This is a genomic window from Bacillus sp. GW823-FHT06B01 (assembly GCF_058952315.1).
The window spans coordinates 783,995-808,326 of the sequence record NZ_JBXAHR010000002.1 but is presented as its reverse complement, the minus strand read 5'-3'; the positions used below and the strand labels follow the sequence as shown (position 1 = coordinate 808,326).

The window sequence follows — 24,332 nt, the reverse complement described above, 5'->3', positions numbered from 1 at the left end:
CCTTACTAATTGAAAACGTTTGCATTAAATGGTTTAATAGAAGCACAAACAATATCTCAATCTATGAAAACGTTTGCGCTATTTGTCTATCATTATACATTCTTTTATTCATTTTGCAAATATTAATTTAAAAAATAATATCATTATTCTCTTTATACATTGACTTTATATGTAATGAATACTACTCTTATAAGCAATATTAAAGCTAACAGAAAGGCAATCGTTTGCAACATATGCTTTATTATTATACTTAAGGGAACAATATGCATGGAGATATTAAAGGGGGATTTTCTATATGCTTAAAGAAGCCATTTATCATAGGCCAAAAGATAATTACGCTTACGCTTACGATGAAAAAACAATTCACATCCGAATACATACGAAAAGAGACGATGTTCAAAATGCCACTCTTATTTATGGTGATCCTTATGATTGGAAAGACGGGAAGTGGATTACATCAAGCACATCGATGAAAAAAACTGGTTCTACTGCATTGTTTGATTATTGGTCCATTTCCATCGAGCCTAAATTTAAGCGCTTACGTTATGGATTCGAATTAAAAAATGATACAGAAACGCTTATTTATGCAGAGCGAGGATTTTTTTCCAGTATTCCAAATGATGACGTTGGTAACTTTTTCTGTTTGCCATTTATTCATGCAAATGATGTGTTTCAAGCACCTACTTGGATTAAAGACACCGTTTGGTATCAAATTTTCCCAGAACGGTTCGCTAATGGAGATCGTGCACTAAATCCAGAAAACACTCTTCCTTGGGGAAGCGCTGAGCCAACTCCAACTAATTTTTTCGGCGGAGATTTTGCTGGTATTATTCAAAACCTCGATTACCTTGTTAAGCTTGGAATTTCGGGAATATACTTCACACCTATTTTCAAAGCACATTCAAACCATAAATATGACACAATTGACTACATGGAAATCGATCCGCAATTCGGGACGAAAGAAACGTTCAAAGAACTCGTTCAGGCATGTCATACACACGGTATAAAAGTAATGCTCGATGCCGTGTTTAATCATAGTGGATACTTTTTCGATAAATTCCAAGACGTACTAGAAAACGGTGAGAAGTCTGCTTATAAAGAGTGGTTCCATATTCATGAATTTCCAATTGTAACGGAGCCACTCCCGAATTATGATACTTTCGCGTTTACACCGTATATGCCTAAATTAAATACAGCACACCCAGATGTAAAAGAATACTTACTTGAAGTAGGGCGTTATTGGGTAAGAGAATTCAATATAGACGGTTGGCGCCTTGATGTAGCAAATGAAGTAGACCACAGCTTTTGGAGAGAATTCCGAAGTGAGATAAAGGCATTAAATCCTGAAGTATATATTTTAGGAGAAATTTGGCACGATGCACTTCCATGGCTACAAGGAGATCAATTTGATGCTGTAATGAGCTACCCTGTTACAAACGCTCTACTGTCTTACTTTGCTAATGATTCCATTAAAGCAAATGAATTTATGAAACAAATTACAGAATCTCTACATTCCTACTCTATGAATGTAAATGAAGCAGCGTTTCATTTATTAGACAGTCATGATACACCAAGAATATTGACAACATGTAACGGAGATAAAAATAAGTTACAGTTACTTTATGTATTCCATCTTTCCTTCATCGGCTCTCCTTGTATTTATTATGGAGACGAAATTGGTATGGACGGTGGTATGGACCCAGATTGTCGCAAATGTATGGTTTGGGATACGAAAGAACAAGATCATCTATTATTTACACATATACAAACATTAATTTCATTACGAAAGCAATATAAAGCATTTGGAGGACATGGTACTTTCCAATTCATCGAAGCAAATGATGAACATAATTATATTTCTTATACGAAAACATATGAAGATGAAACTATCTTTTTCGTTTTAAATCCGACTAACAGTGATGTTACAGCTTCACTCCCTCTCCATGTTACTGGAAAGAAAATTATTAACATTTATACAAACGAAGAATTTTCAGCGGAAGCAAGTGTATTACAAGTTACACTTCCTCCATATGGATTCTCAATCTTAAAATGGTAATAAAAAATCCTTATGCCAAGGTGTGGCATAAGGATTTTTCTTATTTTAATTTAAATACCATCGCTTCATATGGACGTAATACAATGTTATCTATCGATCCACTCTCTACGTCGTAATTGTGTATTAATAACTTTAATTCACTATAACTAATGTCCTTAGGCAATTCAAATACACATTCTTCCGCCGTAAAGTTTGCAATAACAAGAAGTTTTTCTTCTTCATATGTTCTTACGTATGCAAAAATAGAAGGATTATTATCTAATATTAAATCATATGATCCGTACACAACTATTTCATTATTTTTGCGTAGGTCAATTAATTTTTTATAGTAATAAAAAATTGAATCTTTATTTTGGATCGCTTGTTTCACATTGATTTCTTTGTAATTAGGGTTTACCGTAATCCAAGGCTCACCTGTTGTGAATCCAGCATGATCTTTATCATCCCACTGCATCGGTGTTCTAGCATTATCTCGGCCTTTTATATAAATAGACTGCATTACTTTATCTATATCTTCACCGTGCTCTATCACTTTTTCCTTATACATATTTAATGTTTCAATATCTCGATATTCATCAATCGATTCAAATCGAACGTTCGTCATTCCGATTTCTTCTCCTTGATAAATATATGGTGTTCCTTTCATCATATGAAGCACCGTCGCTAACATTTTCGCAGATTCAATGCGATACATTCCATCATTACCAAAACGAGATACAACGCGTGGCTGATCATGGTTATTCCAATACAGGCTATTCCACCCTGTATGCTCTAATGCTTTTTGCCACTTCGTTAAATTCTCTTTTAAAGTAAGGAGTGAGCATGGTTTTACATCCCATTTTCCGCCTTCTCCCGAATCTAAATCCATATGTTCAAATTGGAATACCATCTGCAGTTCTTTTCGTTCTTCCCCAGTATACATTTTCGCTTCTTCTGTCGTTACACCAGGCATTTCACCAACCGTCATAATATCATAATGAGATAATACTTCTTCATTCATTTCATGTAAATATTTATGAATGTTTGGACCATTCATAAAATGCTTATGACCTGAAACATACCCCTCTTCTTCAGTTTCAACAGCTGGTAATCCCTCTTCTTTAGAAATAAAATTAATAACATCCATACGGAAGCCATCAATTCCTTTTTCTAACCAAAACTTCATCATTTCATAAACATCTTGTCTTACCTTTTCATTATCCCAATTTAAATCTGGCTGTTTTTTAGAAAACAGATGTAAATAATATTCATCTGTCATTTCATCATATTTCCATGCAGATCCACTAAAAGCTGCTCCCCAGTTGTTCGGCTCTTTTCCTTCTTTTCCAGGACGCCATATATAGTAATCTCTATATTTATTATCTTTTGATTTACGTGATTCAATAAACCAATTATGTTCATCAGAAGTATGGTTAACAACTAAGTCCATCATAAGTTTCATATTACGTTCATGCATTTCATGTAATAGCTCATCCCAATCTTCCATCGTTCCGAACTCATTCATAATTTTACAATAATCACTTATATCATAACCATTATCATCATTTGGAGATTCATAGACCGGTGATAACCAAATGACATCAACCCCTAATTCTTTTAAGTAATCTAGCTTTGAAATAATCCCACGAAGATCCCCAATACCATCACCGTTACTATCCATAAAGCTACGAGGATAAATTTGATATACTACACTTTCTTTCCACCACTGTTTTTCCATTATGCTACCCCATTTCATTAATAATTCGATTTTCTCTTTTTTAAGGCGCAAACGTTTTCATTAATGAATGATAACAGATTCTATCTAAATTTAAAATAGCGCTTACAAATTTTATTCTTATTTTTCTAAGAAAACATACGCAAATTACTAATATCCCTCTAATAAATGAAAACGTTTTATTTTTTTGTTTATTTTTTGAATCTATTAGTTTATAATGAACTCAAAGAAAACGTTTGCATAATTTTTTCTAGGGGGCAATACCATGGCAGAATTGAAATTAGAAAACATTTATAAAATATATGATAATAATGTAACAGCTGTAACAGATTTTAATTTACACATTCAAGATAAAGAGTTTATCGTATTTGTCGGTCCTTCTGGATGCGGAAAATCTACAACATTACGAATGGTGGCTGGACTTGAGGATATTTCAAAAGGAGAGTTTTCAATTGATGGTAAGCTAATGAATGATGTCCCTCCAAAAGATCGCGATATCGCAATGGTCTTCCAAAACTATGCTTTATATCCACATATGAGTGTGTATGATAATATGGCATTTGGATTAAAACTTAGAAAAATACCAAAAGATGAAATCGATCGTCGTGTGAAAGATGCAGCAAAAATTTTAGGACTGGAACAATATTTAGATAGAAAACCGAAAGCGTTGTCTGGTGGACAACGTCAACGTGTTGCGTTAGGGAGAGCGATTGTTCGAGACGCGAAAGTATTCTTAATGGATGAGCCTTTATCCAACTTAGACGCTAAATTACGTGTTGCAATGCGCTCAGAAATTTCTAAATTACATCACCGTCTTGGAACGACAACAATTTACGTAACACATGATCAAACAGAAGCAATGACAATGGCTTCACGTCTCGTTGTTATGAAAGACGGAAAAATTCAACAAATCGGAACTCCAAAAGAAGTATATGAGACACCTGAAAATATTTTCGTTGGTGGATTTATTGGCTCTCCAGCAATGAATTTCTTCCGTGGTAAATTGACTGAAACCGATTTCGTTATAGATAATTCATTAAAAGTCAAAGTAACTGAAGGAAAAATGAAGATGTTACGTGAACAAGGCTATGTAAATAAGGACATTATTTTAGGTATTCGTCCTGAAGACATTCATGATGAACTATTATTTTTAGAAGCTTCACAATCTACTGCCTTCACAACAAAAATCGAAGTTGCTGAGTTACTAGGTGCTGAATCTATTTTATATATGAAACTTGGAGATCAAGATTTTGCAGCACGTGTTGATGCAAGACATACATTTTCACCTGGAGATCCAATTAAACTAGCATTTGATATGAATAAAGCGCATTTCTTTGATAGTCAAACTGAACAACGTATTCGTTAAAAAATAATTTTCCTCTACATAACATACAAAAAAACCGTCCACATACTTTGAGGGCGGTTTTCATTATTATACCAGGGCTTCTACTGTATGAAATGATTGTCCTTTCGTGCCAATAATACCGAAAATCGGTAAGTCACTCAGCACCACTTCTTCTTGCTGTTTCATAAAAGATGACGTTAATTGTTTTATCTCTATCCAAACGTCATTAATACAAAGTACATTGGAATCGTTCTCTTGTTGGCGAGAAAAAATAGAATCTATTTTATATAAACCAGCATTTTGAAAAAGCATATCAATGCGACTAAATGCATTCAAAGTAATACTGATAACGCGTTGCCAATCTCCTTGCTTTCCCATATCATAGGATACAAAAAGTGCTTCTCCGCCTAGATTCGTAATTTCCTCCACTGTTGCTTGTCCACTTTCTTGATCAATGTCCGTCACAATTACTTTTGCGCCTTGTTTAGCCAACAAAAGAGCTGTATTACGTCCAATACCGATGCCACCGCCAGTTACGATAGCAACTTTTCCTGCAAGCTTCATTTTCATTACCCCTTCTATAAGTCTTACCGTCATTCAGTATACTCCTTTATGAGATTAGTCTGCAAGCAAGAAAAGTTGCTTATTAATTTGTAAGCGATTACTTTTTTACTCCTTCTTTTTTCTTACTATTACGCTGGTCGAAAACTAAACCGATGAAAATTAAAATCCCCCAAAAGATTACGCTACCCCCAGTCATTTCAATTTCCCCCTTATTATATAAAGATATTATTTTAATCATTATAACATTTTCTTAATTTTCAATCTATTGAAATCAAAAATGATATGGATTAACTTTTTCTTATTATATATCCTTTAAAATATATTTATATAATTAAAAAAGACCTTCTTATTTTATGTATAAAAAGGTCTCTGTTTTATTATACAAGACTTATCACTTTTGTTTTTGTAATTAAATCTTGAAAACCACAATTATCTTTGCGGAATAACATCATATATACGTTACATAATATCGGAATTCCAAGTAGCAATATGTTCGGTAATAACAATACAAAAAATCTTATAATTAATGTTTGTAATGTTAACTTTTCACTCTTTAATGAAATTAATTTTATTCTCGTTACCTTTTTACCAAGTGTAACACCGTTCCAAATAAAGGGTACCAAAATAAAATATATCGCCATTAATATAAAAACTACTGCGAGATCATATCTATAATCACCAAAACTAATATTAAAGCGATTAAAAATAGCACTATAATTTCCGGTCATAATAGCTACTACTGCACCATACATAACCGAGATTAAAAACATGTCAATTAGGGAAGCACCTATGCGATTCATTACAAGCGCTGGACGATGCATCTTTAACTTCATTTTATGTCGACTCCTTCATATCCTTCTTTACCCGTCTCATCGTACCACTTCTAAAAAACATTGTAAACTAGCGTTTCTCTTACTTTTCTTGTACAATGTGTTACAACAGCATTGTAAAGGAGGTTCCCATATTGAAAAAATGGATAATCCTATTCGTCGCATTCCTATTAGCCGGTTGTGCTGGAAATACAAATCATATAACTTATACGATTAACGATGAATACGAACTCATACGTACTTCTGGAAATGCATTTGAACTTTTCCCATCGCAAGATGCTGTATATGCCACACAATACATTCCTGCAAAAATTACAGACATAGCTTGGGATGATAAATACATTATTGCAAAACAAATTGAGGAAAAGTCAGATCCGAATAACCCTGACGGAGCAATTGCAAATAAAAAAAGTGAGCATTATTGGATTATTGACGTAAAGCATAATAAACGTTTTGGTCCTTATAATGAAAAGCAATTTAATGAACAAAAAGATGCATTTAAAATTAAGGTACCTTTTCAAAATGTAGATTCATACATAAAAGAAAAGAAAAAACAGTCAGCATAATATTTTTAATGCTGACTGTTTTTTCTTTTATGTTTTTAAAAATCCCCTACTCAGAAAGTGAGATATTAAAAGTTTGTGCCTCTTTTACAACATCTTGCGTTTCTGTATCTGCTGCGACTACATTATCTGTTGTAAACTTAATATCCTTTACCTTTTCTTTTCCATCATCAAGTATTAAGCCGATAATACCATCTCTTGTTTCACCAGGCTTATAGTCTTCCCTTGATACATTTTTTGTACCAACGAGCGTATCTTCATCATATAAAAAGTTTTGAGTTGCTACTTTAAAATGTTGCTTATCATTAATCGTAACATCATTCATAGAGAAAAATTGCATATTTTTATTCCCGCTATTTTCCACCTTATATGTAATTTCAACGTAACGAATCGTATCACTAATCTCTGTACCACTTATCGATGCATATAACTCCGCATCTTCTTGACTTACTTTATCTCCTAATCTACGCTTTACTTCTTCAGGAGTTAATGCCGTAAATACTTTTAATGCATTTTTTGCATCTTTACTCATCTGCGATAAAGAGATTACTTTTACATCTTGTATGTGAATTTTCATTGGTGCTACTTCAAATGTTTGATTTACAGATTGAATCTGTTCTAACTTAAAAGTACCCCACCCTGTTTCTTTCACTTTTTGTCCTACTTTTTTCAGCTCACGCCCACCATATTCTTTTGTTTCAGGAATAGATTCTTTCTTCTTCGGTTCAACTTTCTTTTCTTCTTGATGGAAGCAACCACTTAACATAAGAAGAAAACTACATAAAACAAAAATATTTTTCCATGCTTTCATCATATAATTTCTCCTAACACTATCATTCATTAATATAAATTAGTCCTTTGCTTTGTAGACTATAGAAACAATGAGAATTCCACAAAAGGAACTTGTCAGTCCAGATACTATTATACCCCCTATTTGGAAAATATGAAAATAGGGATCTACGAATGCGTGAACGATAAATACTAGAGCTGCGAAAATGATTGCCGAAACCCAATACTTCCTTTTTTCTGAAGCTATCATAATATCTTTCCCTGTTTCATCTTTATACTTCCATAGTACGTATAATAGTAATAAGAAACCAACACATGTACTCCCGTGTTGCATATATTTATACACCGGGATACTATGTAATCCTCTTTGTAACAATGGTATCTTCGTAACAAAATAGCCTGTATTATGAGTAAATGCATCCCAAACGACATGCGTGAGCATACCAAATAAAGCAGAATAGCAAAATACAAAGAAATCCTTCCATGTATGAAGCCCCCACCTCTCATCTACTGCATATGCAAAATAGCCAGCAAATGGTTTAGGTAAATGTGTTATAAACGGCTTTTTTAAAATGTAATGATACATATATGCTAACAGAAATACAAGTGGTAAATTTAAATATAAGAATCCAAGCCATGTATGCCCAATAACACCATATGGTCTAAAGTGTAAAAAATATTCAAAATCAGGCGCCATACTGCCTAATATAAGAGCCGTTACTGAAATATATTGAGAACGCTTTTTCACAAAAGGAAGAACTGCTGCTGGATGCGCAAATGTAAACGGCATGTTTTAACTCCTTTTCATATCTTCAATAGAATACCATCTATCATAACGAGAGAATTGATCTTGATGCAATATTTATTTTCACATTGGAATATGATAGTTTACATGTTATAATCCACATAAAATATTCAGAAAATAAGGAGAGGTTCACGTGTCATTAACACTTGCCTTTTTTCTCATTCTGCTTATCTTCTTTGTACTTACATACATCGGCTTTTTTCTGTGGAAGCACTTAAAAATTATAAAATATATGCCTGCTCTCGTTGGTTTTATAAGCGTTCTTTTTATTTTCATATGGAAGAGAATGACTTTAGGCTGGGAAGGTCTTGGCTTTCGCGCACTTCAATATACAATACTATTTGCAAGCTGTCTTACCCTTGTATTTGCTGCTTTTTTAGAATCAAAATCCGTTATGAATTGAGGTTTATATATTGATTGACGTACCCTTTTTAAAAAATGTCACATTAAAAAAAGAAAATATCCCTAGTTTTTCCGCATATCCTTACTGTCTACCCGCTATCCGAACTTTACAATCACTTGCCTTCCATCCAAATGTAACATTCATTATTGGAGAAAACGGAACGGGAAAATCAACATTACTCGAAGCAATTGCAATCGCTTTAGGATTTAATGCAGAAGGTGGAACGAAGAATTTCCGCTTTAGCACAAACGATTCACATTCATCTTTACATGAATACCTTCGAATTTCTAAAAGTTTCAATACACCAAACGACGGTTTCTTTCTTCGTGCTGAATCATTTTATAACGTTGCTTCTTATATTGATGAGATGGATGCTGATCTAGAAGCACGCGGGAATCCAGTTATTGACTCATATGGTGGTATCTCACTACACAAACAATCACACGGCGAATCATTCTTTTCCTTATTTATGAACCGTTTTTCAGGACAAGGTTTATACATTTTAGATGAGCCTGAGGCCGCTCTATCACCAATGAGGCAACTTTCCATGCTTATTCGAATGCACGAACTAGCGGAACAAGGTTCACAATTTGTTATCGCGACGCACTCTCCTATTTTAATGGCTTATCCTGAATCCACTATATATTCTTTAACACAAGAAGGGATTCATGAATCCACATTAGAAGAAACCGAGCATTACCAAACGACAAAACTTTTCTTTGAAAATCGTGATCGATTATTTCATCATTTATTTGATTCTTAATAAAAAAGAAGCAGCGATTGCTGCTTCTTTTTTATAGTGCTTCTATAAATAATGCTACCCCAATACCGCCACCGACGCATAGAGAAGCAATTCCTTTTTCTAAACCGCGTCTCTTCAATTCATGAATTAAACTTACAGTAATACGAGCTCCTGTACAACCGATTGGATGTCCAAGTCCTACACCGCTACCGTTTACATTCACTTTTTCACGGTCTAAACCTAATTCTTTCTCTACAGCTAGATATTGAGCCGCGAAAGCTTCATTAATTTCCAGTAAATCAGCATCTTCTAATGACCAATCTACTTTTTCTAACCCTTTACGAATTGCTGGTGCTGGTCCAATACCCATAATTTTCGGATCTACTCCAGCTACTGAATATCCAACAATTCTAGCTAACGGTTGTAAGCCTTTTTCTTTCGCTTTTTCTTCGCTCATTAATACTAGAACCGCACTTCCATCATTAAGGCCAGATGCATTCCCTGCCGTTACAGATCCATCTTTACGGAAAGCTGGTTTTAATCCTGCTAATTTTTCCGCTGTAATATCTGCACGTGGATGTTCATCCTTCGAAAATACTATTTCTTTTCTACGTTCTTTTATCGTAATAGGAACAATTTGCTCGTCAAAATATCCAGACTCGATTGCTTGTAGTGCCAATGTATGACTACGAAGCGCAACTTCATCTTGTTCCTCTCTTGTAATTTCATATTGGTCAACTAAATTTTCAGCCGTTTCACCCATCATAATATGGTGAATCGGATCTTCTAGTACTTCCCACACCGTATCACGAATTTCTCCGTGCTGTAGACGTTGTCCCCAGCGGTGCTGTTTTAATGCATAAGGGCTTGAACTCATTGCTTCTACTCCACCTGCAATAACAACATCACTTACACCTAATTGAATTTGCATTGCAGCTGACATAATTGCTTGCATACCTGAAGAACATTGGCGTTGGATTGTATAACCCGTAACTGTGTCAGGAAATCCTGCCGCTAATGCAGCTGTTCTTGCAGTATTTGCTTCATCAGTTCTTTGAATACAATGACCTAAAATTACTTCATCAACTTCGTGTGGTTCTACCCCGCCTCGTTTTACAGCTTCCTGAAGTACAGGAACCGCTAATTCTACTGGCGTTACATTTTTTAGCGCTCCTCCAAAAGTTCCAATTGGCGAACGAACTGCAGCTGTAATAACAACATTATGCATTTTGCACTTGCCCCTCTCTTATGTACCCTAGTCAGTTTTTAGGTGAAATTCCATAAGATGTATGTCTACATCTATCATACTATAAACATACTAAAAAATCAAAATATTTAATATAATAAAAATAGAAGGAATTAACCTTCTATTCTGTTAATGCATATAAAAATTTTTGTAAAATTTTCTCTGTCGTTTCATTCAATTTTGGTAACTTATCTACCGGAAAATATTGAAGCTTCAATCCCTCATGATCAAGCCTTAATTCTCCACTCACATGATGCCCCTGATACAGATGAATAACATTAAAAATTTCATCCCCATTAGGATAACGGAAATATACTTCCTTTCCTGATAAGACACCTAGAAATTGCATTATTTTTGCAGTTAATCCCGTCTCCTCTAATAATTCTCGGCGAGCAGTTTCTTCCGTCGTTTCTCCTAGTTCCATCGCGCCGCCAGGTACACCCCAATCATATGTATCTGAACGATATTGAAGCAATACTTCTTGATTATCATTTAGTATAATTATTGCTGATCCAACGAGAATAAGTGGTCTTGTCCCAACAACTTTGCGTAACTCTTCAATATACCCCATTATGTAAATTCTCCTTTCCTCACCCTCCCTTATCATAACAAAATTTTTCTCCTTTTGTTGATGTAATTTCCAAGAAAAAAAGGAAGCTTTCGCTTCCTTTTTTTCATTTTTATTTCTTAAAACTTTCATATTTTACAGCTTCAAAAGCTTCTTCAATTTCATCATTACGATAATGAACGTATGTAAAACGCCCTAATTCTACTAACCTTGCTATTTCTTGTAACGCTTTATGTTGCTCATATGTTTCCCCCAGCTTAATATGTACATAAAACTTCATTAATGGATGTTCATATAAAGGTTCTCCCACCTCTACATATACATCTTCCACCCCTTGCACAACTCTTACATAACTTGCAAATTGATAAAGAGCTTCTCTGTCTGAAACGATTTTTAATGTATACATATATTCTCCCCCTTTCCTTTACTATATCAAAAAGATGATCACACTACGTTATAGAACTATGAAATTTTTTCGACTTGTAATAAACAAGGCGTTTATCCATACATAGGGTCTTTTCCCAACATATATTATAGGAAGAATTTTTTCAGTTGAGGTGTTCCTTATGGATCCATACGTCAATATATGTATTTGCATTACTCCAGGCGCCAATATTTCTGATGACCGTATCGCAAAAGATTTAGCAGTTGCAGAATCAATTTGGCACCCCATTACATTTCAAATTAAAGACGTAATTATTTTAAATGAACTTTTTCGTTTTTCTGACCGTGAAATTAGTTATAAAAATTCTATTCAAAGTCAGGAAAAATTAGCATCCTTTTTCCAAACGTGTGTAAATGAAGCTCCTGAATGCGACCTTTACATTTGTTATATTGGCAGTGATTATTTCAAAGAAACAGCCGTAATTGCCTGCGCTTACTCTTTAGCAAAACAACAGCAACTTACTGGTTATATCGTTTTAACAAACTCGGCTGCCCCCATGAAAAATATATACACGCTCGCTCACGAAGTCGGTCATATTTTATTTACAAGACGTATTCACGGAAAACTTACTCACGCAGATCCTCATTCCCTAACTGGCTCGGAGCACCATCCTTCTCCAACAAATCTTATGTACCCTATCGTACCTCGTCCTGAAAACGTCCATATTCATTCCTTATTAACAAACGAACAAAAAGAGCTCTCTTTACAAAGCTCTTTATTACAAAGAAAAAAACAGTAACTGTCATGTTACTGTTTAAAACAACTTATTTAATCCACAAACCAATTCTCGGCTGCCAAAGGATACACTATACATCTAAGCGTAATCTCTCTTAAAATCAAAATATAGTATTTCTTTGGAAATAATTTATTGTATATCCAGAGCAGCCGCTTTTTTTGAAATACTAGTTTACACTTTTTCTCTCTTCAATTTTTAAAGACCATCTCATTAACCCATATATACTTCCATACATAAGTAATATCTTTGCAATTCCCCAAAATACATTTTTTTCTTCTAATCCTTTAAATATAAACATAATCGCTAAAGGAACAATTAGCACCAAAACACCCATCCAACCAAGGACATACACTTCTCCAACGAAAAGTAATAAAAAGATACTTGCTGCTAATATATATGTTTGCATTGTCGATAATTGCAAAATAGGTGTACCGTACCATTTATCAACAAACATCAATAATACTAATAATAAAATGGGAACCATTACTATTATGTAAATAATCCCGAACTCTACAAATTTATTTTTAAAAGAAGACATTCTAAACGCAACAATGGTTCCAATAATCGTAATGATTAAGACGATAGGATAGCCAATTAACTGTATATTCGTTAGTGTAAATTGCTGATTTGGATTATTAAATAAAATATGAGTTAATATCCAATACCCACCAATACCAATTATCATCGCAAGAATACTCTTTATACTCCCACCTTTATCCTTCTCCATCTCTTTCGCCAATTCTTCCGCATACTCTTTTGGTGAATCACCGAATATATCCGTTACCGTCTTTCCCTCTTTCTCGCCTTCTATTAAATGAAGTTCTGCATCTTCTAGAAAAGCGTCCACATCTTCTTCTTTCATTCCTTTTGTTATTAAATACACTTTCGTATCGATTAAAAACTTTTCTCCTTCTTTAGAAATCTGCATGATAACCCCTCCCTTATTTAACCACTTCTCTTCTATTCGTCTTCATCATAATTTCAAGGAAAATTAAAATAAACAAACTTCCGTATAAACATATAATTTGAAATAACATTTGCACGAGATCTTCTGATGTAAATGTTTTAAACAGTAACATAATCGAAAGTGGAATAATTAAATATAAGTTTTTAAACCATCCTTCAAAATATATATTTATCGCAACTGTGATCATAAAAATAGCTCCAGCTAATATATAACTTTGCGTTTGGGTGAATGTAAACGTTTTGGTAGGATAGATTACATCTAATATCGTAACAGCCCCCATTAAAAACATTGGCGCTACCATAACTAAAAACCACATAGAAAACCACGTTTTTGTAAAGCTTGTTACGAAGGTCATTTTGCGAAGTAAAAAATTAGGACCTATAACAACTAAAATCAATGACAAACTATACCCAACGCACTGAATAAGCGACATCTGTAATAATCCGTTATTCACTATTAGGATAGAAGCAATAATCCAAAACGATACGATATTCATTACTGTAAAACCAATTTGCTTCCACGTTTCCTGTCTATCCTTTTCCATTACTTTTACAAGTTCATTTGCATATTCTTTCGGTGAGCTTCCGAAAATATCTTCTACACTTTTCCCATCACTCTCACCCTCAATTAAATGGAGTTCTGCATCTTCTATAAAATTTTCAATATCGCTTTCTTTCACACCCTTTGCCACTAAAAATAATCTCATATCTAATAAAAACTTTCGTGCTTCACTGGATATCATTATTTTTTTCTCCCCTTCCCTTCAAGTAGACGCTCTACACTACTTTGCATCGCTTCCCAGCGATTCATAAATTCATTAAGTGCTTCCTCGCCTTTTTCTGTTAATGTATAATATTTTCGCTTTGGGCCAGATGGAGATTCCTTCATTACACTTGTTATTAATCCTTCCTTTTGCATTCGTATTAATAACGGATAAATACTTCCCTCACTCGCCATTGTAAAGCCATACTTCGCTAGCTTTTCACTCATTTCATAACCGTATATTTCACCTTCAGAAATAATAGCAAGTAAGCATCCTTCTAAAATCCCTTTCAGCATTTGACTTGTCGACATAATTCAAATCCTCCCACTATCTTGTTTTACAAGATAGATAAGCGTAAGTATCTTGCTTTACAAAATAGTATAGCAGAGACTATTTTGCAAAACAAGATAGCTAACAATATTTTTCCAAATCTTTGCAGGATTTTCATTATCCACTCTCTAAATAGAGCAATATGAGAACTTTATGACGAAGGGATGTTTTTCATCATGGTTACAAATCGAGTTGTTTTTTTAACAGGCGCTGCAAGTGGCATTGGTTATGAAATGGGAAACGCTTTTGCAAAAGAAGGTGCAAAAGTTGTTATTACCGATCGTCTTGAAGAACGTGCAAAAGAAGCTGCTGAACAATTACAAAAAGAAGGCTATCAAGCTATCGGTTTAAAATGTGATGTTACATCTGAAGAAGAAATTACCGCTGCAATTTCTCAAACCGTTACGCATTTCGGTTCATTACATATATTAATTAACAACGCAGGAATGCAGCACGTTTCACCAATTGAAGATTTTCCAACCGAAAAGTTCGAACTGCTTATTAAAATTATGCAAATCGCTCCTTTTATCGCAATTAAGCATGCCTTCCCAATCATGAAAAAACAAAAGTATGGCCGAATTATTAATGTAGCCTCCATTAATGGCCTCGTTGGATTTGCGGGAAAATCCGCCTACAATAGCGCGAAGCATGGCGTAATCGGATTAACAAAAGTTGCCGCTTTAGAAGGCGCTACTCACGGAATTACCGTTAATGCGCTTTGTCCTGGTTATGTCGATACCCCTCTTGTACGTAATCAACTACAAGATTTAGCTACTACACGAAATGTACCACTTGAAAATGTTTTAGAAGATGTTATTTATCCACTTGTACCACAAAAACGCTTATTGCAAGTACAAGAAATCGCTGATTATGCTATGTTTTTAGCGAGTGAAAAAGCAAGAGGTATAACTGGACAAGCCGTTGTTATCGATGGTGGTTATACTGCTCAATAAAGTGAAGGCTTTTACTTCCCATTAATGCGGGGTAAAAAATAAAGTTTGCTCACGAAGAGCAAACTTTATTTTACTTTCTATCGCGAGGACCTTCCTACTTTAGTAATTGTTTAGGGAGTTTCTCGATTGCAACAATTACCCCATCTAATTTACTTTCAATACGATGGAGTAAATATAATGTTACAACAATCGGAAACCCTACATTACCTATCATCCTGATCCACTCTTCCATCTTTTCCGCCTCCTTCCATTATATAAATAAGGGAAAAGAAAACATTTAGGCATAAAGTGAAACTTTAATCAGTGGGGGTTTTCTTCATCCCCCACTGATTATTAGTTGAACCAATCGGGCTTTTACGGGCAGTTGACCCCCACCTAACTTCTTTGCTTCCGCTGAATTTTGAGGTGGGGGTCTTACCGCCCGTTAATGCGGGATAAAAAAACAAGCTATTATGTATTAGCTTGTCTTTCAAATAACGATGCAATTTCCCGTTTATAATCTCCGTGTATGATGCCTTTTTCAGTAATAATACCTGTAATTAATTCATTCGGTGTTACGTCAAATGCAGGATTATAAACATCAGTTCCAATTGGCGCCACTTGTTTTCCAAAAATTTTCGTAACTTCGGTTTCATCTCTTTCTTCAATAACAATTTCTGTACCTGTTTGTTTCGTAATATCAAACGTAGATAACGGAGCTGCAACGTAAAATGGAATATCGAAATAATTTGCTAATATAGCTAAATTCATTGTTCCGATTTTATTTGCTGTATCTCCATTTGCGACAATTCGGTCTGCTCCTACAATAATCGCGTTTATTTCTTTCGTTTGAATAGCATGAGCTGCCGTATTATCGGTAATAAGTGTTACATCAATATTTGCCTGTTTTAATTCCCAGGTCGTTAAACGCCCGCCTTGTAAAACCGGTCTCGTTTCACACGCATACGCATGTAAACGTACACCTTTTTCTTTCCCAATATAAAACGGTGCTAATGCAGTACCATATCTAGCAGTTGCAATGCTTCCAGCGTTACAAATTGTTAAAATGTGATCACCATCTTTAAAACATGTTAATGCATGTTCTCCAATACTCCGGCATACTGCTTCATCTTCTTGCTGAATGAGAAGCGCTTCTTCTTCTAATTTTTTTTGTGCTTCTTTTATTGTAGTAATTTCTCGAATTGATTCTCTCATACGATCGATTGCCCAAAATAAATTGACTGCTGTTGGGCGTGACGTTCCTAAATAATTACAATCTCTATTAAACTTCTTTTGAAATTCTTCCATATGTACAGTATTATATTTTTTTGATGCAAGTGCCAAGCCAAATGCAGCTACAATTCCAATTGCAGGTGCTCCTCGTACTTCTAGCATGACAATACTTTTCCATACCTCTTCAATCGTCGTTAATGTTTTGTATTCTGTACTATGCGGCAACTTTGTTTGATTTAATACTGCAATGGCATCACCTTTCCAACTGACAGATCTCGGAACAGTAACAATTGTACTCATGCTTTTATTCCTCCAGAAACTGTCTGTTGAAATAATGTTCGGAACAGTTGAATATCAGCACTCTTAGATTCATATTTTATTAGTTCTTTACCTAAGGATAACGCTTGTTTCTTAGCTTGAATTCTCGTTTCTTTATTTGCTATTCCATCTAAATCAGCTACATGCGCTAAGCCAATTGTTCTACGGATAAGCTCACATCCGGCAAATCCAACGGCATCCGTAAAAATATTTTGCAAAATAATTGGCAACCATTGTTTCTCTTTCGTATATGCTTCTACACCTTCTCCAATCCATAACTTCGTAAAAGCTTCTACAAAATAACTCCATGTTTTCTCAATATGGAAAAATAGCACACTTCTTTTTTCCTCTTCACGTGATAACGCATTTAATAATAAATTTGCAATAAATTGGCCAAGATCAAATCCAAATGGACCATATGTTGCAAATTCTGGATCAATTACTTTCGTTTCAGCAGGTGATGAAAAAATACTACCAGTATGTAAATCACCATGAATAAGCGCTTCTTTTCTTGTTAAGAACTTATATTTATACTGTGCTACTTTTAATTTTAAATTTTTGTCACTCCACAGTTCATCCACCGCTAGTTGTAACTCTGGTTCATAATCATTCGTATCATAATGACTAAACGGATCTGTAAACACTAAATCTTCCGTGATTTTACTAAGATCTGGGTTTACAAATGCACCTTCTAGTACCCTTTTCTCTTCTGATTGTAAACCGAAATCTGAAGTATAAAACAACACATGTGCTAGAAAGCGACCAATATGTTGGGATAAAAGCGGGTACTCCTCTCCATCTATTAATCCTTTTCTTGCAATTGTTAGCCTTGATAGATCTTCTATGACTGTTACTGCTAACTCTTCATCATGACTGTACACTACCGGCACATATTCCGGCACATACTTCGCAAAAATTTGTAATGCTTTACTTTCAATCGTCGCTCTTTTTATAGACAGTGGCCAGCTCTCACCAACTACTTTTGCATATGGCAGTGCTTGTTTTATTATAATAGACTTCTCTCCATCATCTAATTTGAACACGTAATTTAAATTTCCATCTCCAATTTCATGACAAACTACATTTGCTTTCCTTTCAAAATAACCGTGTTCTTTCGCATATTGTATAGCTGTCGTTTCAGTTAATGAATAATATCCCATCGTCTTCTCCCCCTTTTTTAATTCAGAGGTTTTTCTGACGTAGAAAAACCTCTTTCCACAAAGAAAGAGGTTTGAAGTTTATCTTCTCCCCTCTTATCTGCCAGAAAGGTTTACTTTCTGCTGGAATTAGCACCGTGCCTTTTGGCGTAAATAAACGCCCCATTTCACAATGGTATTACGGTCGGTTGCTGGGCTTCATCGGGCCAAATCCCTCCACCTGCTCTTGATAAGAGTTGTATAATTTTTTGAATTTTTAACTTTATGTTGAAGACTATACCAATAATAAAAATCACTTGTCAACATTTTATTTGTATAATTCTGGACGACGATCTGCAAAAACTGGAATTCCTTTGCGTACTTCTTTAATTTTCTCAAAATGAAGCTCTCCAAATAAAATTGATTCTTCTTCATTCGCTTCTACAACAACTTCGCCCCAAGGATCGACAATTAAAGAATGACCGGCAAACTCATTATTCGGATCCTTACCTGCCCTATTACATGCAACAACATAACACTGATTTTCAACTGCTCTTGCTTGCAATAACAAACGCCAATGCGCTAAACGAACCAATGGCCATTCTGCTACAACAAATAAAACTTTTGCACCTTTCGCAGTATGGACGCGCATCCACTCTGGAAAACGAATATCATAACAAATTGTGCCGGCGCACTCTACATCATCTAACTTAAATTCACCTGTACTATTTCCAGCAATTAAATATTTATGTTCATCCATAAGCTGAAATAAGTGCACTTTACTATATTCATTGACTAGTTCTCCTTCCTTGTTTACCACATACATTGTATTTGTAACACCTTGTTCTGTTTGCTTCGCTATAGACCCACCGACAATATGTACACCATATTGCTTCGACCATTCTTTCAGCTCTTCTTTCGTTTGCAATCCATCCCTATCTGCAATTTCAATAAGCCTCGTTAAATCATATCCCGTTGTCCATAGTTCTGGTAAGACAATCACATCTGGTCTTTCCTTCATCGCTTCGCTTATTTTATTTTTAGCATTCTCAATATTCTTTTCTACATCTCCAAAGGCAATATCCATTTGAATACATGCGACTTTCATTTTGTCAGCCCCATTCTTAATTTTTTCTTTACAAAATACTGGAAAGATTATATCATTTGTCACTAGAATTGTAACAACTTTCAAAAGAGGTGGAAAGTATGAAATTATTTCAACCTTCTAAGATAGTAACATCATTGCCTACACAATTTTTTGCTTCACTTGTTGCAAAAGTTAACAAAGTCGTTGCAGCTGGTCACGATGTTATTAATCTAGGTCAAGGTAATCCAGATCAACCAACACCGCAGCATATCGTAAAAGCTTTACAAGATGCTGCTGAAAAGACCATTCATCATAAATATCCGCCATTTCGCGGACACGAAAGTTTAAAAGAAGCCGTGGCAACATTCTATCAACGCGAATATGATGTAGTAGTAAATCCAAAAACAGAAGTTGCTATTTTGTTTGGTGGAAAAGCTGGATTAGTAGAATTACCACTTTGTTTTACAAACCCTGGTGATACTATTCTCGTTCCAGATCCAGGCTATCCAGATTATTTATCAGGAGTTGCTTTAGCAAAAGCACAATTTGAAACAATGCCGCTTATTGCAGAAAATAATTTTTTACCAGATTATACAAAAATTGATGCCACTACCGCTAAGCGTGCAAAGTTAATGTTTTTAAACTATCCAAATAATCCTACCGGTGCTACTGCATCAAAAGATTTCTTTGATGAAACGATTCATTTTGCTAATAAACATAATATATTAGTCATTCATGATTTTGCTTACGGTGCGATTGGATTCGATGGTCAAAAACCTGTTAGTTTCTTGCAAGCAGACGGTGCTAAAGATACAGGTATTGAAATTTACACTCTATCGAAAACTTTCAATATGGCTGGATGGCGCATCGCTTTTGCTGTGGGGAATGAAAGTGTGATTGAGACAATTAACTTATTACAAGATCATATGTATGTTAGTATTTTTGGTGCAGTTCAAGATGCTGCCCGCGAAGCACTATTAAGTTCACAGTCTTGCGTAATAGACCTTGTAAATAGTTACGAATCTCGAAGAAACGCTCTTGTTTCAGCTTGTCACTCAATTGGTTGGAATGTAGACATTCCAACAGGCTCATTCTTTGCATGGCTTCCTGTTCCGAAAGGATATACATCTGAGCAATTTTCTGATATTTTACTAGAAAAAGCACACGTTGCAGTTGCTCCTGGTGTTGGATTTGGTGAGCATGGCGAAGGGTATGTCCGTGTTGGTCTCTTGCATACAGAAGATAGATTACGAGAAGCCATTAATCGAATTGATAAATTAAATTTTTTCAAAAAGTAATTGACAACATGAAAAATATCTGACAAAATTCAGTTATCTTAAAAATTTAAACATTTCTAAATACTTCTTATCAAGAGCAGGTGGAGGGACGAGCCCGACGAAACCCGGCAACCGATCTACAATTGTAGACACGGTGCTAATTCTCGCAGCATTACGCTGACAGATAAGGAGCTGGTTGTAAAAAAACCTCTCCTTAGCTGAGAGGTTTTTTTATTTAACTAGGAGGTTTTAACAATGAGCGGAATTATAGCGACGTATTTAATCCATGATGATTCACATAACTTAGAAAAAAAAGCTGAGCAAATTGCACTCGGTTTAACAATTGGCTCTTGGACTCATTTGCCACACTTATTGCAAGAACAATTAAAACAGCATAAAGGCAACGTCATTCATGTTGAGGAATTAGCTGAACAAGAACATACCAATTCGTATTTACGTAAAAAAGTTAAACGTGGGATTATTAAAATCGAATATCCGTTATTAAACTTCAGTCCAGACTTACCAGCAATTTTAACAACTACATTCGGAAAGCTATCACTTGATGGCGAAGTGAAATTAATCGACTTAACATTTTCAGACGAGTTAAAACGGTATTTCCCTGGTCCGAAATTCGGGATAGATGGCATTCGAAATCTTTTACAAGTGCATGAGCGTCCCCTTTTAATGAGCATTTTTAAAGGAATGATCGGACGAAATATTGGGTATTTAAAAACGCAATTACGCGATCAAGCAATTGGTGGTGTAGATATAGTAAAAGATGATGAAATATTATTTGAGAATACATTAACACCACTTACGAAACGCATTGTATCTGGAAAAGAAGTTTTAGACTCAGTATATGAAACATACGGACATAAAACGTTATATGCCGTAAATTTAACAGGACGAACTTTTGATTTAAAAGAAAATGCGAAACGCGCAGTGCAAGCTGGGGCAGATATTCTATTATTTAATGTATTTGCTTACGGACTAGATGTACTACAATCACTTGCAGAAGATGATGAAATCCCAGTTCCTATTATGGCACACCCTGCTGTAAGTGGTGCTTATTCAGCATCCAAGTTATATGGAGTTTCCTCTCCATTATTACTAGGAAAGCTACTACGTTATGCTGGTGCTGACTTTTCATTATTCCCATCTCCATACGGAAGTGTTGCACTAGAAAAAGAGGAGGCTCTTGCTATCTCAAAATATTTAACTGAAGACGATGCATTTTTCAAGAAGAGTTTTTCTGTTCCGTCTGCTGGTATTCACCCTGGTTTCGTTCCCTTTATTCTACGAGATTTCGGTAAAGATGTTGTTATTAATGCTGGCGGCGGGATACATGGACATCCGAGTGGAGCGCAAGGGGGCGGTAAAGCTTTCCGTACTGCAATTGATGCTACTTTGCAAAATACACCACTCCATGAAGTAGATGACATAAATTTGCATAGTGCACTACAAATATGGGGAAATCCCTCTCATGGGGTGAAATTATGAGTATTCAAGTATTTTGTGATTTCGATGGCACGATTACAAATAATGATAACATTATGTCCATTATGGAAAAATTCGCACCACCAGAAGCCGAAGAAGTAAAGAATAGAATTTTATCACAAGAGCTGTCTGTTCAAGAAGGTGTTTCTCAATTATTTCAATTAATACCTACTAGCCTACACGATGATATGATTCAATTTTTAATAGAAACTGCTGAAATCCGTAGTGGTTTTCATGAATTTATACAATTTGTAAATGAAAATAACATTTCTTTTTACGTTATATCAGGTGGAATGGATTTCTTCGTCTATCCACTCTTACAAGGAATCATTCCAAAAGAGCAAATTTACTGTAATGAAACAGACTTTTCAAATGAATTCATTACAGTTAAGTGGCCTCATCCTTGTGATCATCATTGTCAAAATCATTGCGGATTATGCAAATCATCTTTAATCCGTAAATTAAGTGATACGAATGACTTCCATATTGTGATTGGAGATTCAATTACTGATTTACAAGCTGCGAAACAAGCAGATAAAGTATTTGCTCGTGACTTCCTTATTACAAAGTGTGAAGAGAATTATATTGCTTATACACCGTTTGAAACATTTCACGATGTTCAAACCCAATTAAAACATTTGTTGGAGGTGAAATCATGAAACAACTTTTTCGTCAATGGTATGACTTAAGCGAGATAAAAAAAGAATTAACAACACGAAATTGGTTTCCAGCAACGAGTGGTAATATTTCTATAAAGGTTAGTCATGAGCCACTTACTTTTCTTATTACAGCAAGTGGTAAAGATAAAACAAAAACTACTCCAGATGATTTTCTATTAGTAGATCATCTAGGGGTTCCCGTATTAGAGACTGAATTACGCCCTTCAGCAGAAACAATATTGCATACACATATTTATAACAATACGAATGCTGGGTGCGTACTTCATGTTCATACAACTGATAATAATGTCATCACAAATTTATATAGTGATGCAGTCACCCTTCAAAATCAAGAAATTATTAAAGCTCTCGATATTTGGGAAGAAGGTGCAACAATTCACATTCCTATTATCGAAAACCATGCCCATATCCCAACGCTTGGAGAAAACTTCCGAAAGCACATACAAGGAGATTCGGGAGCAGTATTGATCCGTAACCATGGTATTACCGTATGGGGCCGAGATAGCTTTGATGCAAAGAAAAGATTAGAAGCTTATGAGTTTTTATTCCAATTTCATATAAAACTATTATCAATTCAAGGAGGCGTTTCTAATGGCGCAAATTCGTATTCATGAAGTAAATACTCGCATCGAAAATGAAGTGGAAGTATCTAAATTTCTACAAGAGGAAGGCGTTTTATATGAGAAATGGAACATCTCTAAACTTCCTACTTATTTAAATGAAAATTATTCGTTAACAGATGAAAACAAGGCTGAAATATTAGCTGTGTTTTCAAAAGAAATCGCTGATGTTTCAGCGCGCCGAGGTTATAAAGCACATGATGTAATTTCACTTTCAAATAGCACACCTAACCTTGACGAATTATTAATTAATTTCCAAAAAGAACACCATCATACTGATGATGAAGTTCGCTTTATTGTTAGTGGTCATGGCATCTTTGCTATTGAAGGAAAAGATGGGAAATTCTTTGACGTTGAACTTGAGCCAGGCGATCTCATATCTGTTCCTGAAAATGCAAGACATTATTTTACCTTGCAAGATGATCGTCAAGTTGTAGCTATTCGTATTTTTGTTACAACTGAAGGCTGGGTTCCAATTTATTAAGGTAGTTAGTTGAATAAAAGGACTTGGATCCCCTTTTCCAACCTTTTATTCACTCTACATATATACATCCTCCTATGGAACAGGCTTATTTCCAAAAATGAAATAAGCCTGATTTTTTATTTTCTCAAGCATATGATTCCGTCTATTCCAAAACAATCTCCCCTTCTATGTTTTAAGCGAATTTTTTAACACTTTTTGAACA

Annotated in this window: 28 protein-coding genes and 2 riboswitches; of the genes, 12 read left to right on the top strand and 16 right to left on the bottom strand. The window is 34.9% G+C overall.

What is annotated here, in order from left to right; translation table 11 throughout:
• The first annotated feature begins 295 nt into the window (after nt 1–295).
• Nucleotides 296–2,056 (top strand): alpha-glycosidase, encoded by a 1,761-nt coding sequence (locus tag AC1Q8N_RS11355; RefSeq protein WP_493521185.1) that lies wholly within the window; start codon nt 296–298, stop codon nt 2,054–2,056.
• Nucleotides 2,057–2,096: 40 nt separating this feature from the next.
• On the opposite strand, the gene malL is transcribed toward AC1Q8N_RS11355, so the two are convergent.
• A complete protein-coding gene (gene malL / locus AC1Q8N_RS11350; RefSeq protein ID WP_098076530.1) occupies nt 2,097–3,773 on the bottom strand; it encodes an oligo-1,6-glucosidase in 1,677 nt (558 codons plus the stop codon).
• Between the two features lie 262 nt (nt 3,774–4,035).
• On the opposite strand from malL, the gene AC1Q8N_RS11345 reads away from it, so the two are divergent.
• Nucleotides 4,036–5,136, top strand: coding sequence for an ABC transporter ATP-binding protein (locus AC1Q8N_RS11345; protein ID WP_098076533.1), 1,101 nt, complete (start codon nt 4,036–4,038; stop codon nt 5,134–5,136).
• 66 nt (nt 5,137–5,202) lie between these two features.
• On the opposite strand, the gene AC1Q8N_RS11340 is transcribed toward AC1Q8N_RS11345, so the two are convergent.
• The 3 genes from AC1Q8N_RS11340 to AC1Q8N_RS11330 form a co-directional block, all read right to left on the bottom strand.
• The gene (locus AC1Q8N_RS11340) at nt 5,203–5,712 is read right to left on the bottom strand and encodes an SDR family NAD(P)-dependent oxidoreductase (RefSeq protein WP_000218424.1); all 510 of its coding nucleotides are present in this window, start codon (nt 5,710–5,712) and stop codon (nt 5,203–5,205) included.
• A gap of 64 nt (nt 5,713–5,776) precedes the next feature.
• Nucleotides 5,777–5,875, bottom strand: coding sequence for a hypothetical protein (locus AC1Q8N_RS11335; RefSeq protein ID WP_000145657.1), 99 nt, complete (start codon nt 5,873–5,875; stop codon nt 5,777–5,779).
• A gap of 181 nt (nt 5,876–6,056) precedes the next feature.
• Nucleotides 6,057–6,512 carry an RDD family protein gene (locus tag AC1Q8N_RS11330; protein WP_000769076.1) on the bottom strand — a complete coding sequence of 152 codons (456 nt, stop codon included), beginning with the start codon at nt 6,510–6,512 and terminating at the stop codon, nt 6,057–6,059.
• Nucleotides 6,513–6,643: 131 nt separating this feature from the next.
• Here AC1Q8N_RS11330 and AC1Q8N_RS11325 point away from each other — a divergent pair, with 131 nt between their 5' ends.
• On the top strand, nt 6,644–7,075 hold the full coding sequence (locus AC1Q8N_RS11325; RefSeq protein ID WP_000758773.1) for a DUF3997 domain-containing protein: 432 nt from the start codon (nt 6,644–6,646) through the stop codon (nt 7,073–7,075).
• A 46-nt stretch (nt 7,076–7,121) separates the two neighbouring features.
• Here the strand turns inward: AC1Q8N_RS11325 and AC1Q8N_RS11320 are convergent, their stop codons facing one another.
• Complete coding sequence (locus AC1Q8N_RS11320) at nt 7,122–7,886, bottom strand: CREC-EF hand family protein (protein WP_048546181.1); 765 nt, start codon at nt 7,884–7,886, stop codon at nt 7,122–7,124.
• Nucleotides 7,887–7,922: 36 nt separating this feature from the next.
• Nucleotides 7,923–8,651: a DUF4184 family protein gene (locus AC1Q8N_RS11315; protein ID WP_048546183.1), complete on the bottom strand. Its 729-nt coding sequence runs from the start codon at nt 8,649–8,651 to the stop codon at nt 7,923–7,925.
• Nucleotides 8,652–8,799: 148 nt separating this feature from the next.
• Here AC1Q8N_RS11315 and AC1Q8N_RS11310 point away from each other — a divergent pair, with 148 nt between their 5' ends.
• Together AC1Q8N_RS11310 and AC1Q8N_RS11305 are read left to right on the top strand one after the other, a co-directional pair.
• A complete protein-coding gene (locus AC1Q8N_RS11310; protein WP_098076540.1) occupies nt 8,800–9,069 on the top strand; it encodes a hypothetical protein in 270 nt (89 codons plus the stop codon).
• Between the two features lie 10 nt (nt 9,070–9,079).
• Nucleotides 9,080–9,832 carry an AAA family ATPase gene (locus AC1Q8N_RS11305; RefSeq protein ID WP_000567977.1) on the top strand — a complete coding sequence of 251 codons (753 nt, stop codon included), beginning with the start codon at nt 9,080–9,082 and terminating at the stop codon, nt 9,830–9,832.
• 31 nt (nt 9,833–9,863) lie between these two features.
• On the opposite strand, the gene AC1Q8N_RS11300 is transcribed toward AC1Q8N_RS11305, so the two are convergent.
• The 3 genes from AC1Q8N_RS11300 to AC1Q8N_RS11290 form a co-directional block, all read right to left on the bottom strand.
• Nucleotides 9,864–11,039, bottom strand: a complete 1,176-nt coding sequence (locus tag AC1Q8N_RS11300) for an acetyl-CoA C-acetyltransferase (protein WP_000552069.1) — start codon at nt 11,037–11,039, stop codon at nt 9,864–9,866.
• A 139-nt stretch (nt 11,040–11,178) separates the two neighbouring features.
• Nucleotides 11,179–11,628, bottom strand: a complete 450-nt coding sequence (locus tag AC1Q8N_RS11295) for an NUDIX hydrolase (RefSeq protein ID WP_064474914.1) — start codon at nt 11,626–11,628, stop codon at nt 11,179–11,181.
• 109 nt (nt 11,629–11,737) lie between these two features.
• Complete coding sequence (locus AC1Q8N_RS11290) at nt 11,738–12,031, bottom strand: DUF3928 family protein (RefSeq protein ID WP_000288329.1); 294 nt, start codon at nt 12,029–12,031, stop codon at nt 11,738–11,740.
• Between the two features lie 160 nt (nt 12,032–12,191).
• Here AC1Q8N_RS11290 and AC1Q8N_RS11285 point away from each other — a divergent pair, with 160 nt between their 5' ends.
• The gene (locus tag AC1Q8N_RS11285) at nt 12,192–12,809 is read left to right on the top strand and encodes a DUF955 domain-containing protein (RefSeq protein WP_098642290.1); all 618 of its coding nucleotides are present in this window, start codon (nt 12,192–12,194) and stop codon (nt 12,807–12,809) included.
• 163 nt (nt 12,810–12,972) lie between these two features.
• Here the strand turns inward: AC1Q8N_RS11285 and AC1Q8N_RS11280 are convergent, their stop codons facing one another.
• The 3 genes from AC1Q8N_RS11280 to AC1Q8N_RS11270 are packed head-to-tail and all read right to left on the bottom strand — an operon-like array spanning nt 12,973 to nt 14,847.
• On the bottom strand, nt 12,973–13,734 hold the full coding sequence (locus tag AC1Q8N_RS11280) for a DUF1129 domain-containing protein (RefSeq protein WP_098076543.1): 762 nt from the start codon (nt 13,732–13,734) through the stop codon (nt 12,973–12,975).
• Between the two features lie 13 nt (nt 13,735–13,747).
• Entirely contained in the window at nt 13,748–14,515 is a 768-nt protein-coding gene (locus AC1Q8N_RS11275) for a DUF1129 domain-containing protein (RefSeq protein ID WP_098630439.1), read from the bottom strand.
• The gene (locus AC1Q8N_RS11270; protein WP_098076549.1) at nt 14,515–14,847 is read right to left on the bottom strand and encodes a PadR family transcriptional regulator; all 333 of its coding nucleotides are present in this window, start codon (nt 14,845–14,847) and stop codon (nt 14,515–14,517) included. The genes AC1Q8N_RS11275 and AC1Q8N_RS11270 overlap by 1 nt, the downstream gene beginning before the upstream one ends.
• Nucleotides 14,848–15,042: 195 nt before the next feature.
• On the opposite strand from AC1Q8N_RS11270, the gene AC1Q8N_RS11265 reads away from it, so the two are divergent.
• The gene (locus AC1Q8N_RS11265) at nt 15,043–15,819 is read left to right on the top strand and encodes a 3-hydroxybutyrate dehydrogenase (RefSeq protein WP_048562412.1); all 777 of its coding nucleotides are present in this window, start codon (nt 15,043–15,045) and stop codon (nt 15,817–15,819) included.
• A 94-nt stretch (nt 15,820–15,913) separates the two neighbouring features.
• On the opposite strand, the gene AC1Q8N_RS11260 is transcribed toward AC1Q8N_RS11265, so the two are convergent.
• The 4 genes from AC1Q8N_RS11260 to AC1Q8N_RS11245 form a co-directional block, all read right to left on the bottom strand.
• Nucleotides 15,914–16,051 carry a YvrJ family protein gene (locus tag AC1Q8N_RS11260; protein ID WP_000393342.1) on the bottom strand — a complete coding sequence of 46 codons (138 nt, stop codon included), beginning with the start codon at nt 16,049–16,051 and terminating at the stop codon, nt 15,914–15,916.
• A 218-nt stretch (nt 16,052–16,269) separates the two neighbouring features.
• Entirely contained in the window at nt 16,270–17,331 is a 1,062-nt protein-coding gene (gene mtnA, locus AC1Q8N_RS11255) for an S-methyl-5-thioribose-1-phosphate isomerase (RefSeq protein WP_098047889.1), read from the bottom strand.
• Nucleotides 17,328–18,509, bottom strand: a complete 1,182-nt coding sequence (gene mtnK / locus AC1Q8N_RS11250; protein WP_098047890.1) for an S-methyl-5-thioribose kinase — start codon at nt 18,507–18,509, stop codon at nt 17,328–17,330. Before mtnK ends, mtnA begins: the two co-directional genes overlap by 4 nt.
• A 90-nt stretch (nt 18,510–18,599) precedes the next feature.
• Nucleotides 18,600–18,742: riboswitch (SAM riboswitch) on the bottom strand.
• Nucleotides 18,743–18,813: 71 nt separating this feature from the next.
• Nucleotides 18,814–19,677, bottom strand: coding sequence for a carbon-nitrogen family hydrolase (locus tag AC1Q8N_RS11245; protein ID WP_141519955.1), 864 nt, complete (start codon nt 19,675–19,677; stop codon nt 18,814–18,816).
• Between the two features lie 14 nt (nt 19,678–19,691).
• Between AC1Q8N_RS11245 and AC1Q8N_RS11240 the strand changes: the two genes are divergently transcribed.
• The 5 genes from AC1Q8N_RS11240 to AC1Q8N_RS11220 all read left to right on the top strand — a co-directional run bounded on the left by AC1Q8N_RS11240 (nt 19,692) and on the right by AC1Q8N_RS11220 (nt 24,130).
• The gene (locus AC1Q8N_RS11240; protein ID WP_098076552.1) at nt 19,692–20,870 is read left to right on the top strand and encodes a pyridoxal phosphate-dependent aminotransferase; all 1,179 of its coding nucleotides are present in this window, start codon (nt 19,692–19,694) and stop codon (nt 20,868–20,870) included.
• Nucleotides 20,871–20,934: 64 nt separating this feature from the next.
• A riboswitch (SAM riboswitch) is annotated at nt 20,935–21,040 on the top strand.
• 64 nt (nt 21,041–21,104) lie between these two features.
• A complete protein-coding gene (gene mtnW, locus AC1Q8N_RS11235) occupies nt 21,105–22,349 on the top strand; it encodes a 2,3-diketo-5-methylthiopentyl-1-phosphate enolase (RefSeq protein ID WP_098642289.1) in 1,245 nt (414 codons plus the stop codon).
• Nucleotides 22,346–23,005 (top strand): 2-hydroxy-3-keto-5-methylthiopentenyl-1-phosphate phosphatase, encoded by a 660-nt coding sequence (locus AC1Q8N_RS11230; RefSeq protein WP_098076555.1) that lies wholly within the window; start codon nt 22,346–22,348, stop codon nt 23,003–23,005. The genes mtnW and AC1Q8N_RS11230 overlap by 4 nt, the downstream gene beginning before the upstream one ends.
• Complete coding sequence (locus AC1Q8N_RS11225; RefSeq protein ID WP_000811328.1) at nt 23,002–23,640, top strand: methylthioribulose 1-phosphate dehydratase; 639 nt, start codon at nt 23,002–23,004, stop codon at nt 23,638–23,640. Before AC1Q8N_RS11230 ends, AC1Q8N_RS11225 begins: the two co-directional genes overlap by 4 nt.
• Complete coding sequence (locus AC1Q8N_RS11220; protein ID WP_000057324.1) at nt 23,618–24,130, top strand: 1,2-dihydroxy-3-keto-5-methylthiopentene dioxygenase; 513 nt, start codon at nt 23,618–23,620, stop codon at nt 24,128–24,130. The genes AC1Q8N_RS11225 and AC1Q8N_RS11220 overlap by 23 nt, the downstream gene beginning before the upstream one ends.
• Nucleotides 24,131–24,332: the final 202 nt, after the last annotated feature.

Bases quoted from the DNA above. Each gene is read 5' to 3' on its own strand.
- AC1Q8N_RS11315 (WP_048546183.1), bottom strand. From the start codon at position 8,651: ATGCCGTTTACATTTGCGCATCCAGCAGCAGTTCTTCCTTTTGTGAAA.
- AC1Q8N_RS11290 (WP_000288329.1), bottom strand. From the start codon at position 12,031: ATGTATACATTAAAAATCGTTTCAGACAGAGAAGCTCTTTATCAATTT.
- AC1Q8N_RS11285 (WP_098642290.1), top strand. From the start codon at position 12,192: ATGGATCCATACGTCAATATATGTATTTGCATTACTCCAGGCGCCAAT.
- AC1Q8N_RS11265 (WP_048562412.1), top strand. From the start codon at position 15,043: ATGGTTACAAATCGAGTTGTTTTTTTAACAGGCGCTGCAAGTGGCATT.
- AC1Q8N_RS11280 (WP_098076543.1), bottom strand. From the start codon at position 13,734: ATGCAGATTTCTAAAGAAGGAGAAAAGTTTTTAATCGATACGAAAGTG.
- AC1Q8N_RS11320 (WP_048546181.1), bottom strand. From the start codon at position 7,886: ATGATGAAAGCATGGAAAAATATTTTTGTTTTATGTAGTTTTCTTCTT.
- AC1Q8N_RS11220 (WP_000057324.1), top strand. From the start codon at position 23,618: ATGGCGCAAATTCGTATTCATGAAGTAAATACTCGCATCGAAAATGAA.
- malL (WP_098076530.1), bottom strand. From the start codon at position 3,773: ATGGAAAAACAGTGGTGGAAAGAAAGTGTAGTATATCAAATTTATCCT.
- AC1Q8N_RS11240 (WP_098076552.1), top strand. From the start codon at position 19,692: ATGAAATTATTTCAACCTTCTAAGATAGTAACATCATTGCCTACACAA.
- mtnA (WP_098047889.1), bottom strand. From the start codon at position 17,331: ATGAGTACAATTGTTACTGTTCCGAGATCTGTCAGTTGGAAAGGTGAT.
- AC1Q8N_RS11355 (WP_493521185.1), top strand. From the start codon at position 296: ATGCTTAAAGAAGCCATTTATCATAGGCCAAAAGATAATTACGCTTAC.
- AC1Q8N_RS11335 (WP_000145657.1), bottom strand. From the start codon at position 5,875: ATGACTGGGGGTAGCGTAATCTTTTGGGGGATTTTAATTTTCATCGGT.
- AC1Q8N_RS11300 (WP_000552069.1), bottom strand. From the start codon at position 11,039: ATGCATAATGTTGTTATTACAGCTGCAGTTCGTTCGCCAATTGGAACT.
- AC1Q8N_RS11345 (WP_098076533.1), top strand. From the start codon at position 4,036: ATGGCAGAATTGAAATTAGAAAACATTTATAAAATATATGATAATAAT.
- AC1Q8N_RS11295 (WP_064474914.1), bottom strand. From the start codon at position 11,628: ATGGGGTATATTGAAGAGTTACGCAAAGTTGTTGGGACAAGACCACTT.
- AC1Q8N_RS11225 (WP_000811328.1), top strand. From the start codon at position 23,002: ATGAAACAACTTTTTCGTCAATGGTATGACTTAAGCGAGATAAAAAAA.
- AC1Q8N_RS11340 (WP_000218424.1), bottom strand. From the start codon at position 5,712: ATGACGGTAAGACTTATAGAAGGGGTAATGAAAATGAAGCTTGCAGGA.
- AC1Q8N_RS11270 (WP_098076549.1), bottom strand. From the start codon at position 14,847: ATGTCGACAAGTCAAATGCTGAAAGGGATTTTAGAAGGATGCTTACTT.
- mtnK (WP_098047890.1), bottom strand. From the start codon at position 18,509: ATGGGATATTATTCATTAACTGAAACGACAGCTATACAATATGCGAAA.
- AC1Q8N_RS11260 (WP_000393342.1), bottom strand. From the start codon at position 16,051: ATGGAAGAGTGGATCAGGATGATAGGTAATGTAGGGTTTCCGATTGTT.
- AC1Q8N_RS11330 (WP_000769076.1), bottom strand. From the start codon at position 6,512: ATGAAGTTAAAGATGCATCGTCCAGCGCTTGTAATGAATCGCATAGGT.
- AC1Q8N_RS11275 (WP_098630439.1), bottom strand. From the start codon at position 14,515: ATGATATCCAGTGAAGCACGAAAGTTTTTATTAGATATGAGATTATTT.
- AC1Q8N_RS11230 (WP_098076555.1), top strand. From the start codon at position 22,346: ATGAGTATTCAAGTATTTTGTGATTTCGATGGCACGATTACAAATAAT.
- mtnW (WP_098642289.1), top strand. From the start codon at position 21,105: ATGAGCGGAATTATAGCGACGTATTTAATCCATGATGATTCACATAAC.